The organism is Auritidibacter sp. NML120636 (genome assembly GCF_003185945.1).
Taxonomy (GTDB): domain Bacteria; phylum Actinomycetota; class Actinomycetes; order Actinomycetales; family Micrococcaceae; genus Auritidibacter; species Auritidibacter ignavus.
On the sequence record NZ_QHLO01000007.1, the window covers coordinates 15,028 to 31,488 of the forward strand.

The window sequence follows — 16,461 nt, forward strand, 5'->3', positions numbered from 1 at the left end:
CAACACAGTACCGAATTTTTGGGCTTGCGTACGGAGAAAAACGCCTCTGGTCCACCGGAAGTTTTAAAGCCACCTATCGTGCACACCAAGCTAGTTTGTGTTTAAATGACGTTAACTTCAGTACGAGATGGTGGGACGTGGCCGCGCGCCTGCGGCCGGCTACTGTGCTGTTCTCCGTGCTCTGACTGCTCGTTAAACGGCGCGCTGACTAGACTGACAGCAAAGACACCCTAGAAAAGAGGACAATTCACATGCGTGAACTATTCCAGGCCGATATGAAGGCATTGGGAGACCAGCTGGAAGAAATTGCCGGTTTGGTGCGCCGTGCCGTTGAGCAGGCTCGCACCGCGTTCGAAACCGCCGATGTCGAGCTGGCTGAGACCGTTATTTCCGAAGATGCTCGGATCGACTATCTGCAGAACACCCTGGACGAGAAAGCCATCGAGCTGTTGTTGCTACAGTCGCCGGTAGCCACTGACCTGCGCACCCTGGTCGCAGCCCTGCGTATGTCGTCGTCGCTGGAGCGCACCGGCGACCTGGCTCGCCACATCGCTCAGCTGACCCGCTTGCGTTACCCCGAGCACGTCGTTCCGGAATCCCGCCGTGAAGCCTTCAAGGCTCTGGCAGACAACACCGTCGAGGTCGCCGTCAAGCTTGATGAACTGTTGAAGACTCACGACCTGGATCTCACCCGTGAGATCGTCAAGCTCAACACCGAAATCGACGAGATTCACGAAGCGAACTTCGCTGCCATTGCCGACCCTAGCTGGGAAGGTACCCCGTACCAGACCGCTGACGTCACCCTGGCTTCTCGCTACTTCGAGCGGATCGCCGATCACAGCGTTTCCATCGCTCGCAAGGTGGCCTACCTGGTCACCGGTGAGTGGGAGCCGAACGTGGCCTCCGCCGAGTAAGACTGTCACCTCTACCCCGCGCACGGCCCCGGTTCTCCACCGGGGCCGTTTCGCATACTGTAGGACTTATGGTTCCCACCTGGTCTGACACGCTGTACCCACCCCCGCTCACCAAGATGACCGACGGCACCGTCAAACAGACCAACCCATTTTTCTGGCACCCAGGTGTGGACCGTCCCCGGCAGAGCCCATCGGCCCCTCAACGTAGCGAGCCCAGCAGTTAAGCCCCTCGACCCCGCCGGGGTCGACCACTTCTGTGCGTTTTGTCCCGGCAGACTGATGGACACGCCCCCGGAAAAATCCCGAATCACCGTGGGCTCAGCCATTCGGACCGGGCTAACTGCCAGCCAGGTGACCGAGGACCCGTGGAACTTCCGGCGGGTGCCCAACCTGTTCGAGATCCTCAGCTACGACTATTGGGCGAAAAACTACGGCTATCAGCTTTCTCATTCCGACCGTGATCGGATGCAACGGTATCTGGCAGATCCGGCAGGTCGGCAACACGTCGACGACATTGTCACCACCAAGCTCCAGGCCTCCGGTATCGAGTCGACCGCCACAGCCCGGGAAAACGCGACACTATCCTTCTTCGGTGGCGGCCACGAGCTGATCATCGGCCGCCACCATTTCCAGCCGGGAGCCACCCGGAGTGACCAGCTAGCCTCAGCCGGTACGTTGACACCCGATGAACATGCGGCGTTCTTTGAACTCAGCGCCGACGCGATGCACAGTATCTATGCCCACAACCGTTACGTGCGTTATGTCCAGGTCTTCCAGAACTGGCTCAAACCCGCCGGGGCAAGTTTCGATCACCTGCATAAACAACTGGTCGGCATTGACCAACCTCCCGTGTGGGCAGCACGTGAAGAAACTTTGCTACGCCAGAATCCCAACCTGTATAACGAAGCCGCCGTTGACTACGCTGGCTATCACAACCTCGTGCTGGCCGAAAACGAGCATGCGGTCATGCTCGCCGGGGTGGGGCACCGCTACCCCTGCTTGGAAGTGTGGTCCCGTTCCGAACACGCCCAGCCCTTCGACCACACCACCGACGAGCTACGGGGCGTCTCCGATCTCGTCCAGGCAATGCACGCCGCCACCGGTCCTCTCGTGCCGGCCAATGAAGAGTGGTACGCCCAGCCGATCGGTTCGGTTGTGAATATGCCGTGGCGGGTGCTGATGAAATGGCGGGTCTCCACGCTCGCTGGTTTTGAAGGTGGCACCAAGATCTATGTCAACACCATCGATCCCTGGACGCTACGCGATCGGGTCCTCCCGGAGCTCTTTCGACTCAGGGATGAGGGTCTCATTGCGGAAACGGTGGCAATCGGCGAGGAGTGCTCCTATCGGCTGAATTCACTCCGGTATCTAGATTGAGCAGTAGCGCACCGGGCAACCCAATACACTAGCCCCGCCAGCTAACCCGGCGCCACCTCGGTTAGCCCCTGTCGCCACTGTTGCTCCACGGGCCTGAAGCTGTCCAGCCACCGGAGGCGCAGGCGCTCGACCCATTCCAACAGATCCTGACTCACCGACGTCCGGCCTACGTTCGGAACAGTGTTCTCTGCCCCGGCCAAGATCACGGCGCTGGGGCCACGGTGCGCATTGAAATAGATGGCTCCCCCCGCTTGAGGATCGGTGACCCGGCGGAGGAAGTCATCGAGCAAGACCGTGCCTGCGGTGATGCGCATCGCCCCGAAGGTACCCCCGGTTTCTGCACACGCCTGTTGGAGCCAGGCCAGACTGGTGGACGGCAGTCTGGCCTCCCCGGAGAAGAACACCAGCTGATCGTCGTCAACCATCGCCAAGGCAGCGCTACCGGCTTCGCACACGGCTCGTCCGTCGTGGAGCACCACATCGTCGATGTCCACGTCCGCCTCTCGGATCGCCGTGGCCCGAGAGTCTTGGGTAAAGGTAGCCAATCTCGCCAGATCGGGGCCTTTGACCATCGGATACCGTCGTGGATCAGGGGTTGCCGGAATCCACAGGCGGGTTATCTGCCGGAACGGGGCCGCAACTCGTAACGACAAGGTCACCTTCGGCGTCGGAGCATCCCGGGCAGACCGATCCGGGATTTCGACCGCAATCCGGGGGAACAGATCCGGGCGCTCGGTGGTCGGGTTTGGCCGGTCGGTGACGTGTTCTGACAACGTTTGAATGCCTCGCCACCAAATGTGTTCGATCGGTGCAGTGCCACCGCTGAGGCAGGGCACAAGGCCAGCGGTCTCCGGTTGCGCACTCAATCGATACCACCCGTCCAGGAAGCGGTCTCGGTGGCGCCGGAGATCCGGTGCGGCACCGTGCCGAACCCGAAAAGACTCGGCCAACACCACCTGGTCCGCGTTCACTCGCCCCTCGGCGCTGGCCTCCGCCGGAACCGGGTCGAACCGGTCGCGGTTCAGGTCATAGACCAGCATCATGGTCGTTCCCCTTTCGGCCTTGTTCGGGTACTGTCGCCGGTCGTCTCCTGGACGGCGCGGTTGAGCGCGGTGATCAGCACCTGGGCTTTGAGATTGCGTTCGGCCAGTTCCGCCTGAGGGTTCGAGTCGGCGACAATGGCCCCACCGGCGCCGATCGAGACCCGTGATCCATGCCGGACCAGCGTGCGAATCACGATATTTAGGTCGGCTTCCCCTTGAGTTCCCAGCCAACCGATGGTGCCCGAGTACACACCCCGGGCGCCAGCCTCCAGCGCATCGATGATCTCCAGGGACCGGACTTTCGGTGCACCGGTCATCGACCCGCCGGGAAAGCTGGCTTCCAGTACCTCGGCCACGCTGGTCTGGGGCGCAAGCCGACCGGTAATAGTCGACACCATTTGGTGCACAGTTGCGTAGGTTTCGATATTCATCAGTTGTGGCACGTGTACGGTGCCGGGTTCGGCCACTCGGCTGAGGTCGTGGCGTAGCAGGTCCACGATCATGAGATTTTCGGCCCGAGTTTTCTCGTCGGTGGCCAGCTCGGCGATGATCTGCCGGTCGCGCTCGGGATCCGCGCTACGCGCCACGGTGCCTTTGATGGGCTTGGATTCGACAATTCGTTCCCCCACAGCGTTTTTCGAAATCGTCAGGAATCGTTCGGGCGAGCTACACAGGATCTCCAAACGATGATCGGTCCGACCGAAGCGGTCGAGCTCGAGCCCTGCAAAACAGTCAAAACACAAGTAACCCGAGTATGGCGCCGGGTTGGCCTGACGTAGCCGGCAATACAGCGCGAAGGTGTCGAGCTGTTCGGGCACGGTTTGGGTGTAAGTATCGGTCAGACATACCTCGTAGGCATCCCCGGCCGCCAGGTGTTCCTGGATCCGGTCGATTGCCTGTAGGTACTGCTCGTCACCCAGTTGCCAAGACCCGGTGTCACCGGGTGGGGTCAGCGAGCTGTCTTTGCTGAGGAGTCGCTCGTCGATTGCCGGTGGCGGGTCAGTCTGGGGACCCAGTGGCACCAGATCCTGGTGGAGATCATCCAGCAGCCGCGGGTCACCGATAGCGTAGAGGTGGACGGTATCGGGCTCGATCACAGTGAAACACTGTGGGCGCAACCAGTACCCGTCGGGTACCTGGGACCGATGACGTGGTGCCGTGAGGAGACCGGGGGTGATGTGCTGCCAAGCTTCATATCCGAAATACCCCAACCACCCACCACGGAATCCAACCGGCCCCGGGGCGGTGTGGCTGAGGTCAGTGGCGTCGGTTAGCAGGTGGTGGTCCTGCAAATATTCCAATACGTTCCCGCGGAGTTGCTGGAAGTTCCCGGCATCCGCAGCCGAGCCGGTGAGCACCCACAACTGCTCATCGGTGGCCCGGTAGCTGACCACTTGGGACAGCGGGCCGATATGTGCAGCCAGGATGCTGCGGATCGGTCCGGTGGCACCGGCTGAGCTGGGCGCGGAGGTATCCAGCCAGATCGCCACATCGGTCTCGGGCGTGCGCGCACGTGCGCGCAGGCGCGCGAAGGTCGCTGCGGTATCGGCCCGATACCCGTTGAGCTGGCGGTGATAGATCCGGTATTCGGCCCGGGCCTGGGGTTCCGGCTGGGATTGGGCGTGCTGGATGCTGGCCGACCGACTGTCCACAGGACTCTGGCAGGTGCTCCCGGATCCAGTAGGCGCGGTGTCTCCGAGAGCCAGAAAGTTCCGGATCAGATCTGGACCGTGCCCGGTCAGCACCGATTCGGGGTGATATTGCACTGCCCAGTGGTTGGTGGGCCCGCCCTGCTCATCGAGAACATTCAGCGCCATGACCACGTCATCCTCGGTGCGGGCATGCACCCGCATCCGGCCCTGAGGCAGATCGGTAACCTGCAACGAATGGTAGCGCACCGCGGTGGTGGGTTGGCGGATCCCGCAAAAGATCCCTTCCCCAGAGTGCTGGATCGCACAGACCTGGCCGTGGGCGGGGTGAGGTAGGCGGTCGATGGTGGCTCCGTGTAGCATCGCCAAGCCTTGCAGACCCAGGCAGACCCCAAGTACCGGAATATCACCGGCTGCTCGGATGATGTCGGCGGTGGCTCCAAAGTTTTGGGTTCGGGTGGGGGTCCCCGGACCGGGTGAGACCACCACATGTGTGTAGGCTCCGGCGCGCACTGCGGCCACCAGCTCAGCAGTGATCTCACGGTGTTCGACCACCGTGGGGGTGGTTGCCGAGATGGTAGCCAGTAGGTCGACCAAGTTATAGGTGTAGGAGTCCTGGTGATCGATCACCAGCAGACGGTGAGCCGACACCATCGTGGCGGATGGCCGGGCCGACTACTTGCCCTGGGAGGCCACCGCGGCAGCACCAGCTTCAGCGGCCTCAGGGTCCAGGTAGCGTCCCGGGGCGATCGGGGCAAAGTCCGTATCCAGCTCGTAGACCAGCGGAATTCCGGTGGGGATGTTCAGCCCGGCAATATCGTCGTCGGAGATGTTCTCCAGGTGCTTAACCAGAGCGCGCAACGAATTACCGTGGGCGGCGATGAGCACGGTCTTGCCCTCGGCCAGATCCGGAATAATCGCGTCGTTCCAGTAGGGCAACAGACGCTCGAGCACGTTCTTCAAGCACTCGGTGCGCGGGGCGTTATCTCCCAGGTCCGCATAGCGGGGGTCACCGATCTGGGACCAGGTGGAGGAGTCTGCCAACTCCGGCGGAGGCGTATCGTAGGATCGACGCCAGATCATAAACTGTTCTTCGCCGTACTCATCGCGTACTTCGGTCTTATTCTTGCCTTGCAAGGCACCGTAGTGGCGCTCATTCAATCGCCAGGAACGCTTGACCGGAATCCACTGCCGATCAGCGGTGTCCAGAGCCAGATTCGCGGTGGTAATGGCCCGGCGCAACAGCGAGGTGTGCACCACATCGGGCAAAAAGCCACCCTCAGCCAGCAGGTCGCCGGCGCGGGTCGCTTCGGCGCGACCATTCTCGGTCAGCGGGACATCCACCCACCCGGTGAACAGGTTCTTTTCGTTCCAAACACTTTGGCCGTGACGCAAGAGCACGAGACGATAATTTTGAGTCATGGCTCCAGCATATCGGGTCTTGTCGGTCACCTCACCCGCGGACTAAAAGGCGTATCCGCCGGTATCTCCTTTGATCTCTCGGCGCGGACCGGCCAAGTACACCGCAGCCACACACAGCGCTACCAGAGTCAGCAGGCCGGTGGTTCCAACCTGGTAGAACAACAACGGCAGGGCGGTCATGATGGTACCGACGGCCGCCGAGATCCCGGTCAGCAACAGCCAGAAGTTTTTCGACTGACGTCCCACAGCCAGGAAGTCACGACTTTTGCGCCCCAGGCAATCGATGAACGCCCAGAGTTGGATGACCAGTGACACCACGGCAAAAATGATGCTGAGCCAGTGCTCAATGGTCAGCACAATCGCCCCGGGGGTAGATAATGTCAGCATGGTGCTATTCTACGCGCAGATCCTGGTTTCGATCTCGATCACACCCTGAGTGTTGCTCGTCGGGTTTTGGGTAGACTGATCCGCGTGAGTCACCCCGCACTTGATCCTGCTTCTGCCCGTCGCCCGGACGCGCTCGACGACCGCACCGGGTATTTTGTGGTGTTTGAGGGTGGCGACGGTACCGGCAAATCCACCCAAAAATCCCGGTTGCACAAGTTGTTGGCCGGTTTGCCGTGGGTGCATCCCGATCAGCGGATTATCCACACCCGGGAACCCGGCGGGACCCCGCTGGCCGAAAACGTCCGGACTTTACTGTTGGAGTCCCCACAGGAGCACATCACGCCGTTGACCGAGGCCTATCTGTTCGCCGCGGCACGCGCCTCCCACTGTGCTGAGGTGATTGACCCGGCACTACGGTCCGGACACGTGGTGGTCAGCGATCGTTTTCTGGCATCGTCAGTGGCCTACCAGGGGGCCGGCCGTCAGCTGGGCGAAGATCTGGTCTCACGGCTCAATGCCCCAGCGGTGGCGGGACTACGTCCTGATCTGACCATCGTGTTGGATCTCGACCCCGAGCTGGGCGCGCACCGACGCCGGGCACGACAACACAGTGTCGGTGAGGATCGGATCGAATCGGCCGGGTACGCCTTTCACACGCGGTTGCGGAACTCTTTCCTCGCCCAAGCGGCCGCCGATCCCGTACACCACCTCGTGTTGGATGCCACCGGTGAGGTCAGCGACATCGCCCGCACCATTGCCCAGCGCGTGCAGCAGGATCTGCTGACCCGGGCATTGATCAAGCCGACGGCGTCGACCGGACCCGCGGGGCCCCCGGAGTCGCGCCGATGAACCACACCGTCAACTCCAGTTTCGCCACTGACTCGCATCTCTCGCGCCAGTTTCCGCCGGTCTGGCACCATCTGGCCGGCCAGCGCCACGTGATTGCCCAACTAACTCGTCCCGAGACACTGCGCGCCCCAGCCCACGCCTGGCTGTTTACCGGGCCTCCGGGGTCGGGTCGCTCCACCGCTGCCCGAGCTTTCGCCCAGTCGCTAGTCTGTCAGCGCGAGGAGCTCGCCGAACGTGGTTGCGGGCAATGTCCGGCTTGTACCACGGTGGCGGCCGGCTCTCACCCGGATGTGAAGATCCTGGCCACCGAGAAGGTCAACTACACGATCGAGGAAGTCCGCTCCCTGGTCGCCGAGGCCCAGGACCGCCCGGCCACCGCGCGCTGGCGGATCTTCATCATGGAAGATGCCGACCGGATGACCGAACGGGCCACCAACGTGTTGCTGAAATCCATTGAGGAACCCCCCGAGCGCACGCTGTGGATCTTGTGTGCCCCCTCCCCGGCCGATGTGCTGATCACTATTCGATCCCGCACCCGATCGCTCAACTTGGCGATCCCCTCGCTGGAGGATGTCACGGATCTGCTGGTCTCCCGCGACGGCCTCGATCCGCAACGAGCGCGATGTGCTGCCCAGCTGGCTCAACACCATGTGGGAATGGCCCGCTGGTTAGCCAGTCACGACGAGGCGATGCGCCGCCGGGATGAGGTGGTGCGCCTGCCGCTGACCATTCGCACCGCCTCGGCAGCGGTGGCAGCCGCCGAAGAACTCGTCGCACTCACCAAGCAAGAAGCCGATGACTCGGCCACCGAACGCAATGCCGACGAACGCGCCAGCCTGTTGCGGTCCTTAGGGTTGAACGCGGATGAAACGATTCCGCCGAAACTGCGCCACCACGTCAAACGTCTCGAGGAGGAACAGACCGCCCGAACGAAACGTAGCGTGCACGATGCATTAGATCGGGCGATGATTGATCTGAGTGGATTGTACCGGGATGTGTTGATGATTCAGCACGTTCCGGATGCCACGACCCGTCACGATATCGAGCTGATCAATCCGCATTTGACCGATCAGCTACTCGACTACGCCCGTACCGTGACCCCGGCCCACCCTCTCAACGCGCTACAGGCCATCAACGAGGCCCGGCTACGCCTGCGGAGCAATGTCCCGCCCCAGCTGGCCCTGGAAGCCATGTTTCTGGCCTTGATCCCACGCCGACCCCGCCCCTGAGTGAGGAAGGATCACCGATGCCCCCATCCCCCACCGCCCCACGCTGGCTGTCTGACCGCACTACTACGACCGCTCTGGCGGTCATCACCGCGCTGAGTCTCGGGCTGTCTGCCTGCTCGTCTGAGCAAGACCAGAACAGCACCAACACCGGTCGCGATTCGCAACCTGTCACTGACGGCCAGGGCTCTGAGGAACCCACCGAGAACGGACAGCCCGAGGATGAGAACCCCGGTATCTCTCAGGAGGCTGGCAACCTGGAGTCCTACTACGATCAAGACCTGGCATGGTCCGAGTGCGAGCAGACGACGGACTTCGAGTGCTCGATGGTGCAAGTCCCCTTAGACTATGACCACCCCGAGGAGGCCTCGATCCAGATTGCGGTGACCCGTCCGGCCGGGACCGCCGCGGATCAGCCCAGCCTCCTCGTCAACCCCGGCGGACCGGGTGCCTCCGGTGTTGATTTCGTTCAGCAAGACCCCGAGACCCTGTTTTCCCAGGATCTGCTCGAGGCCTTCAGCATTACCGGTTTTGATCCCCGCGGGGTGGGTGATTCCTCTGCGGTGGAGTGTTTCGATGATGCCGGTACCGATGAGTTGCGCGCCGTTGATGAGGGCGATCTCTCCGGCGATGAGGGTTTAGCGCAGGTGCGCGAGCAGGCCGAAGAGTATGCCAGCGTCTGTGATGAGAATTCCGGTGAGCTACTCGATCATATCGATACCGACAGTGCTGCCCAGGATATGGACATTCTGCGGGCCGTGCTCGCAGATGAGAAGCTGAGTTACCTGGGTTATTCCTACGGCACCGCGTTGGGTGCCAGCTACGCGGAGCAGTTCCCGGATCGGGTTGGGGCCATGGTGCTTGACGGCGCGCTCGATCCGGCGGTGGGCACCGACGAGATCACCTTGGCTCAGGCCGAAGGATTTGAACAAGCCCTCCACGCCTGGGCCACCTGGTGCACCGAGACCCCGGATCAATGTCAGCTAGAGGGCTCCACCACGCAGATCGTGGAGACCGTCCGCGACCTGCTAGCCGATGTCGCCGAGACGACGCCCACCGCCGCCGATGGGCGGGATGTGCCGATCGGGACCTTCGTGTCAGGGCTGATCGTGCCCCTGTATTCCGAAGCGTCGTGGCCGTTGCTAGGGCAGGGCGTGACCGAGGCCATCGATGGTGACCCGTCGCTGGTGCAGTCCTGGGCTGATATCACGGCCGACCGGGCCCCGGATGGCACCTATACCACCAACAGTTTTGACGCCTTTAATGCCATCAACTGCGCCGACCACCCGGTCGATGCCGATCAACAGCACATGGATGCTCACGCCGAGCAACTCGCGCAGGTCTCCCCGACGTTTGGACCGCATATGTCTCATGGAGCGATCGCCTGTGACGTCTGGCCGATTGAGACCCCCGAGCCAGGCCGTGAAGTCTCTGCCACCGGGGCAGACCCCATTGTCGTGGTGGGCACCACCGGGGATCCGGCTACCCCCTACCAGTGGTCTGAGGCCCTGGCCAGTCAACTCGATTCCGGCGTGTTGGTCACCCATCAGGGTGAAGGCCACGGCGCCTACGTTCCCGGTAACGATTGCATCATCGAGGTGGTGGATGACTACTTGATCCACGGCACCGTACCGGAGGACGGCACCACCTGCCCGAACGCCTAGTCCTCGCCCTGGCGTGCCCCGAACGTCTGTGGTCAGCTGTCATGCTTGAGCACAACGTTTTGCTCAACGGCCACCGCAACCGCTATGATTTCTAGTCGTGGCTTGTTCAGCCTCGCCTCCTTAGCTCAGCTGGCCAGAGCAGCTCCCTCGTAAAGAGCAGGTCACCGGTTCGAATCCGGTAGGAGGCTCCAGACGTGCCCGGTCCGGGCGCCCGGGTGTTCAACGCCCCGACCCGCAACGCTGATTTCTCAGCGAGTGACCCGTTCAGCAATGGCGGTTCCCAGCTCTGCGCACCCCGCGGTCCCGCCGAGATCCGGGGTGAGCACCGCGCCGTCAGCCAGCACCTGCTCGAAGGCGGTGACGATCGCCTGCCCCGCCTCGCGGTACCCCAAGAAGTCCATCATCATCGCACCGGCCCAGATTTGGCCAATCGGATTGGCGATCCCCTGGCCGGCGATATCCGGGGCGGAGCCGTGCACCGGTTCGAACAGCGAGGGAAACCTACCGGTCGGATTGATGTTCCCGCTCGGGGCTATCCCGATGGTTCCGGTGCACGCCGGACCGAGATCGGAGAGAATATCACCGAACAGGTTTGAGGCCACCACCACGTCAAACCGGTCCGGGTGCAAGACGAAGTGGGCTGCCAAAATATCAATGTGGAATTTTTCAACCTCCACTTGGGGGAAGTGTCTGGCGTGCTCAGCCACCCGCTGATCCCAGTAAGGCATGGTGATCGAGATGCCATTGGATTTAGTTGCCGAGGTCAGTTTCCGCTGACGCTGTTCGGCCAGCTCGAAGGCGAATTTCACGATCCGGTCCACCCCGGTCCGGGTCATCAAGGTCTCTTGGACCACGATTTCTCGTTCAGTGCCCTCGAACATGGTGCCACCAATGCGGGAATACTCCCCCTCGGTGTTCTCCCGGACCACCACGAAGTCAATCTCTCCGGGCTGACGGTGGGCCAACGGTGAGGGAACCCCGGGCAGAAGTTTCACTGGACGGAGATTGACGTACTGGTCGAACTCCCGGCGGAATGTCAGTAGCGAGTCCCACAACGAGATATGGTCGGGCACCGTCTGTGGCCACCCCACCGCACCAAAATAGATCGCATCAAACCCGCTGAGAATCGCTTTCCAGTTCTCCGGTAGCATGTGCCCGGTTTGCGACCAATACTGTGCCGAAGCAAACTCAAAGTGCTCAAATTCTAGGGGCACCTGATACGCTTCGGCAACGGCCTGTAAGACCTTGAGGCCTTCGGGCACGACTTCGTGGCCGATACCGTCTCCGGCAATCACTGCAATCCGATGAACCATGGTTCCTGTTCCGCCTCTCTGTGTGGATCGGTTGTGCCGTGAGCTGTCTGAAACCACTCTACGGTGCACGCTGGTATGACTCTGAGCTACCAGCCGTACTTAGGGGCGCACACCGAAGCAGGGCGCCCCGAGAAGACGCGGTAGCACCCGGTAGGCGTCATGGATCCACTCGCACAGTCGCCGGCGGGTGGTTCGGGGATCAATGATGTCTTGGACGCTGAACGTTTCGGCGGTTCGAAACCGTGAGGAGTACCGTTGCAGTTGTTCGGTGATCTCTGCCAAGCGCTGTCCCGGATGGGGATGAGTCGCCAACTCAGAACGGAACGCCGCCTCGATTCCGCCTTGGGATGGTAGCGACCCCCAATCTCCCGAGGGCCAAGCCCAGCTACGCACCGCCCGGTGCCGGTTGACAATCCCAGCACCACCGACCCCGTACACCCGCCGCAGAATGATCTCGGCCTGCGGAATCGTGGCCTGATAGATCGCACTGATTGCCCGAGCACCGAGCCGGATCGTGGCATCTCGTTCCGCGCGGGAGCCGATCGTCATCCCGGCCTGATCGGTCAAACTCACCAACGGCACGTGGAAGGCCTCACACAGGTTCACCAGGCGCTCGACCGCCATCGCACCCTCGCGGGATAACGTCGCACCGTGGGCCGGATTAGCGGTGATGACGCCAACCGGGTGTCCGTCTAGTCGCGCCAGCGCCGTGTAGGTGCCGGCCCCGTATTCGGCAAAGCGGAACACCGAGCCCCGGTCAAAAATACCCTCCACGATCGGCTCGATGGCATAGATCTGTCGTTCGTTGCGAGGAATCGCCGAGACGAGGGCCTCATCGGCTCGATCCACCGGGTCATCGGTGGCAATGGCCTCGGGGATCTCATCGACCGAGGACGGAAGGTAGGACAGAAACTCCCGGACCAGCCGATAGGCGGCCTGTTCATCGGCCACGATTCGTTCCACGGTGCCGTTGCCTCGGTGCACGGTGGCCCCGCCGAGTTCTTCTTTACTCAAGTCTTCACCGGTGGCGGCTTTGACCACCGGTGGTCCGGCCGTGAACAGTTGCCCGATCCCCTCGATCATCACCCCGAAATGAGACATAACAAACCGAGCCGCGCCGAGCCCGACCGTAGGGCCAGCACACACCGAGACCACCGGAACCCGGGAAAGATTGTCGACCACGTGATTCCACGCCGGGTTGACCGGCAGATACATTGCCTGGGCATCCAGCACTTTGGTGACCGACCCGCCCCCACTGGCCCCGTCGAGCACCCGCACCATTGGGACCCGCATTTCCCCGGCCAGTTGCTCGGTGAAGATTTGTTTGTCATAGATCGCGGCATCTCCGGATCCACCACGGATCGTGAAATCATCAACCCCTAACAGCACCCGTCGCCCTGCGATCGAGGCGGTGCCGGACAGATAATTGGTGGGTTTGACCCGGATCAGACGACCCTGGTCATCGTACTCACCGAATCCGGTCAGCGCTCCGATCTCGGCAAAGGAACCTTCGTCAGCCAACTGTGCGATCCGTTCCCGTGCGGTAAGCTTACCCGCGGCGTGCTGGCGTTCGACTTTGGCTGTACCCCCGTGCTGGTGAGCGAACTCGCCTCGCCGGGCTAGCTCGTCCAACTCCGGTTGCCATTCCTCGAGGTTGGTCGAGCTGGTCCGGTCCGAACCCGCCGGGCGATCGGGGTCACTGGACTCGCTCGAGACGGCATTGTGGTCGGACATCGACTGACCATAGGCCAGTGGTTGCCCAGCTTCGACGGTGTCTCCGACCTCGACCAACACACCCTGCACCACGCACTCGGTGCGCGCCCGTACGGGATGTTCCATTTTCATCGCTTCCACCGTGGCCACCGTCGTCCCAGCCGGCACACGCTCGCCCGGTGTCGCCTCGACCGAGATCACGACCCCGGTGACCTGGGTGCTGATGGGTTGCGCCCCTTCAGGAACCGCGCGCCGGCTCTCTGCGGTGACCTGATGTGGAAGCGCTGCCCGCCTAGCTGATACGTCCTGCAACTGGTCGTCTAGTTGCCCGACTGGCGGGTGCTCTCGTAACTGCGGCAGTCGAGCCTGGAGATATCCGGTGGTGATAGCCCCGGACCGGAACTGCTCGTCTGTCAGGATCGCATGCAACAGGCCACGATTGGTGTCCACCGGCGCGGTCGAAAGGTCCTGTAGCGCCCGGGCGGTCACCTGAGCAGCCCCGGCAAAGGTCTCCGAGCGTCCGATCACCTTCGCGATCAGCGAGTCGAACCGGGGATTGATCACCGCGGGTGCCCGAAGCGCGGTATCAACCCGCACATAGCGCCCGGCCGGTAACGATAAATGCTCCACCGTGCCCGCGGTGGGGGTCACCGTTCCGTCGGCCTCCAATACCTCCGCGTTGACCCGGGCCTGAATCGCATACCCTCGCGATACCGGTGGCTGGTCCAGACCGAGTTCCGTCAGTGATGCCCCGGCCGCCAGGTGCACCTGAGCGGCCACCAGATCCACACCGGTGATCTCCTCGGTCACCGTGTGCTCGACCTGCAAGCGCGGATTGACCTCCATAAAGTAGAGGTCGTCGTCGGGTCCCTGACCGGTCACCAAAAACTCCACCGTCGCCAACGACCTCAACTGCACCGCCTCAGCGATCCGTCGCGCCACTGCAGTCAGACGTTCCCGTAGCTGCTCGCTCAGGTGCGGGCTCGGCGCGATTTCCACGATCTTTTGGTGGCGACGTTGCACCGAGCAGTCTCGTTCTCCCAGCTGTTGCACGTGGTGCCCGTCTCCGATCACCTGCACCTCCACGTGGCGCGGGTCGGCCACGAATTTTTCGATCAGCACATCTGCGGCCCCGAAGAACTGTTGCGCTTCCCGGGCGCACTCGCGCATCAGTGACTCCAACTGCGCCGGATCCGACACCCGGCGCAACCCTCGCCCGCCACCACCGGCGAGCGCCTTAATCATCACGGTGCCGTGCTCAGCCAAGAATTCTTGAGCCTGTGGCAAGTCCGGGTTCAACCCCGTGGCAGGAACGACCGGACCCCCCACCGAGACAGCCAACTGTCGCGACCGGGCCTTATCACCGAAAACCTCCAGCACGTGCGCATCAGGCCCGACGAACACGATCCCAGCCTGCTGGGCGGCCCGGGCTAGCTCCGGATTCTCTGAGAGAAATCCGTACCCAGGGTGAAGGTAACTGGCCTGCACCGACTGCGCGGCTGCGATCACCTGATCGATATCCAGATACGGCCCCACCCCGGTACCGTTGAGCTCCACCGCCACGTCGGCGTGCCGGATGTGTGCCTGATCGTCGGCGGTATAGACCACGGCGGCGCTCATCCCCACCGCGTGGATTGCCTCCACGATACGCACGGCAATCTCTCCACGGTTCGCGACCAGCACGGTGGGCATCGTGGTCCTCCTGATCAAGGGTCTGAGACCTACGTCACTGAATATCCCTGTGAAGTCAATCACCACCGGGGTGACGGTGTCAATGCAAGAGACGCCGCATCAGCCGGCCCCGGTCGAATCGCCGTCTATAATCTCCACGTCGCCATCGCGACGGGGATCTGGTGCCCCGGTGAGGGTCCTGGCCTCATAGTCGATCTCCAAGGCCTGAACGCTGCCGAATACCGCGTCGTTGCGGGTAGTGACCTGAATCTCCCAGCCCTGGTCCTCAGCCAGTTGCGTCACCTCGGCAGCAGGTTCCGTTTCCAAGGCCAAGGTTGAGCCCTGCAGACTGTGTCGCGGTCCGGTAACCGCCTGCTCAAGGCTGGCTCCGCTCAACGTCCACGGCAACACTGTGGAGGCCAAAATATTCGGGATCTGATGTCCCCCGGGGAACCAATGCCCAACACCGGCCGCCCTTGATCATCCAGGAGTAACACCGGTGCAGACCAACTGACCGACTTCCGTCCAGGCGCGGGCTGATTCTGCTCAGTGTCGAGTGCCGCGAACCGGTTAAGCTGATCGTTGAGAAAGAACCCGGCCACATACTCAGACTGATCCCCTCCCCAAAAACTGGTCAGGGTCTGCGTCATCGAAACCGTCATCCCACTGTCATCCACCACGGTGATGTGGGTGGTATTACCGGCTTGCACTGCTTCGGTCTGACGTTGATCGAGCTCAGCCTCGGCCGGCTGGAGCGAGGCCGCCCGTCGTTCAGCGCGAGCTGGTGTTCTTCGGCCTGGCCGCCACGGTCATCGGCCTGGGTACCGCGACCGCGTTGATGCACCTCTTCGGTCCTGTGGGCTCCGAGGCCGGTTGGGATCAGCTACGTACCGCGCAGGGGCACTCCGAAATGCCGTTATGGTTGCTCTCCAGCATCGGGATCGCAGCGGTTATTCTCGGTGTTTGTCTGCTAACCCAGCATTACCTGAAACGGTGGGTCCCGGCCCTGGTATCGGCCGGACGTCTCGCCTTTACCGTCTATTTGACCCACTTGATCATTCTGGCCCTGGTCATCCGTCCCGCCCCGGAGAACTTAGCCCAGGGATATCTGGTCACCATCGGCCTGTCAGCAACCCTCGTGCTAGCCGCCCACGGCTGGTGGGTGAGGTTCGGCACTGGTCCGGCCGAACGCCTGCTGTCCTGGCCACCCCGGCTACGGACCAACCCCTGATC

At 62.4% G+C, this 16,461-nt stretch carries 12 protein-coding genes, 1 tRNA gene and 1 pseudogene; 7 read left to right on the plus strand and 7 right to left on the minus strand.

Annotation, left to right across the window (positions count from 1 at the left end):
- Positions 1 to 251: 251 nt before the first annotated feature.
- Entirely contained in the window at positions 252 to 914 is a 663-nt protein-coding gene (gene phoU / locus DCC25_RS07310) for a phosphate signaling complex protein PhoU (protein WP_110099894.1), read from the plus strand.
- Positions 915 to 1,079: 165 nt separating this feature from the next.
- Positions 1,080 to 2,291 (plus strand): DUF4921 family protein, encoded by a 1,212-nt coding sequence (locus DCC25_RS07315; RefSeq protein ID WP_233487957.1) that lies wholly within the window; start codon positions 1,080 to 1,082, stop codon positions 2,289 to 2,291.
- 41 nt (positions 2,292 to 2,332) lie between these two features.
- Here the strand turns inward: DCC25_RS07315 and DCC25_RS07320 are convergent, their stop codons facing one another.
- From DCC25_RS07320 to DCC25_RS07335, 4 genes are read right to left on the minus strand one after another with little or no spacing between them, the layout of a single operon-like run.
- On the minus strand, positions 2,333 to 3,334 hold the full coding sequence (locus DCC25_RS07320) for a hypothetical protein (protein WP_110101185.1): 1,002 nt from the start codon (positions 3,332 to 3,334) through the stop codon (positions 2,333 to 2,335).
- Positions 3,331 to 5,637, minus strand: a complete 2,307-nt coding sequence (locus tag DCC25_RS07325; protein WP_110099892.1) for a chorismate-binding protein — start codon at positions 5,635 to 5,637, stop codon at positions 3,331 to 3,333. The genes DCC25_RS07320 and DCC25_RS07325 overlap by 4 nt, the downstream gene beginning before the upstream one ends.
- A 21-nt stretch (positions 5,638 to 5,658) precedes the next feature.
- On the minus strand, positions 5,659 to 6,405 hold the full coding sequence (locus DCC25_RS07330; RefSeq protein ID WP_110101186.1) for a phosphoglyceromutase: 747 nt from the start codon (positions 6,403 to 6,405) through the stop codon (positions 5,659 to 5,661).
- A 42-nt stretch (positions 6,406 to 6,447) separates the two neighbouring features.
- Positions 6,448 to 6,792: a DUF2516 family protein gene (locus tag DCC25_RS07335; protein WP_110099890.1), complete on the minus strand. Its 345-nt coding sequence runs from the start codon at positions 6,790 to 6,792 to the stop codon at positions 6,448 to 6,450.
- An 84-nt stretch (positions 6,793 to 6,876) separates the two neighbouring features.
- Between DCC25_RS07335 and tmk the strand changes: the two genes are divergently transcribed.
- From tmk to DCC25_RS07355, 4 genes are all read left to right on the plus strand, one after another.
- Positions 6,877 to 7,641 carry a dTMP kinase gene (gene tmk / locus DCC25_RS07340; RefSeq protein ID WP_110101187.1) on the plus strand — a complete coding sequence of 255 codons (765 nt, stop codon included), beginning with the start codon at positions 6,877 to 6,879 and terminating at the stop codon, positions 7,639 to 7,641.
- Positions 7,638 to 8,870 carry a DNA polymerase III subunit delta' gene (locus DCC25_RS07345; RefSeq protein ID WP_110101188.1) on the plus strand — a complete coding sequence of 411 codons (1,233 nt, stop codon included), beginning with the start codon at positions 7,638 to 7,640 and terminating at the stop codon, positions 8,868 to 8,870. Before tmk ends, DCC25_RS07345 begins: the two co-directional genes overlap by 4 nt.
- Before the next feature lie 17 nt (positions 8,871 to 8,887).
- Positions 8,888 to 10,531 carry an alpha/beta hydrolase gene (locus tag DCC25_RS07350; protein WP_110101189.1) on the plus strand — a complete coding sequence of 548 codons (1,644 nt, stop codon included), beginning with the start codon at positions 8,888 to 8,890 and terminating at the stop codon, positions 10,529 to 10,531.
- Positions 10,532 to 10,645: 114 nt separating this feature from the next.
- A tRNA-Thr gene (locus DCC25_RS07355) sits at positions 10,646 to 10,722 on the plus strand.
- 57 nt (positions 10,723 to 10,779) lie between these two features.
- Here the strand turns inward: DCC25_RS07355 and DCC25_RS07360 are convergent.
- The 3 genes and pseudogenes from DCC25_RS07360 to DCC25_RS11920 form a co-directional block, all read right to left on the minus strand.
- Positions 10,780 to 11,844, minus strand: coding sequence for a tartrate dehydrogenase (locus DCC25_RS07360; protein WP_110099886.1), 1,065 nt, complete (start codon positions 11,842 to 11,844; stop codon positions 10,780 to 10,782).
- A gap of 99 nt (positions 11,845 to 11,943) precedes the next feature.
- Positions 11,944 to 15,249, minus strand: a complete 3,306-nt coding sequence (locus tag DCC25_RS07365; protein ID WP_110101190.1) for a carboxyl transferase domain-containing protein — start codon at positions 15,247 to 15,249, stop codon at positions 11,944 to 11,946.
- 99 nt (positions 15,250 to 15,348) lie between these two features.
- Positions 15,349 to 15,950: pseudogene (locus tag DCC25_RS11920) on the minus strand (gamma-glutamyltransferase); the annotation flags it as partial.
- 62 nt (positions 15,951 to 16,012) lie between these two features.
- Between DCC25_RS11920 and DCC25_RS07380 the strand changes: the two are divergent.
- On the plus strand, positions 16,013 to 16,459 hold the full coding sequence (locus DCC25_RS07380) for a DUF418 domain-containing protein (protein ID WP_110101191.1): 447 nt from the start codon (positions 16,013 to 16,015) through the stop codon (positions 16,457 to 16,459).
- The last annotated feature ends 2 nt before the right edge of the window (positions 16,460 to 16,461 follow it).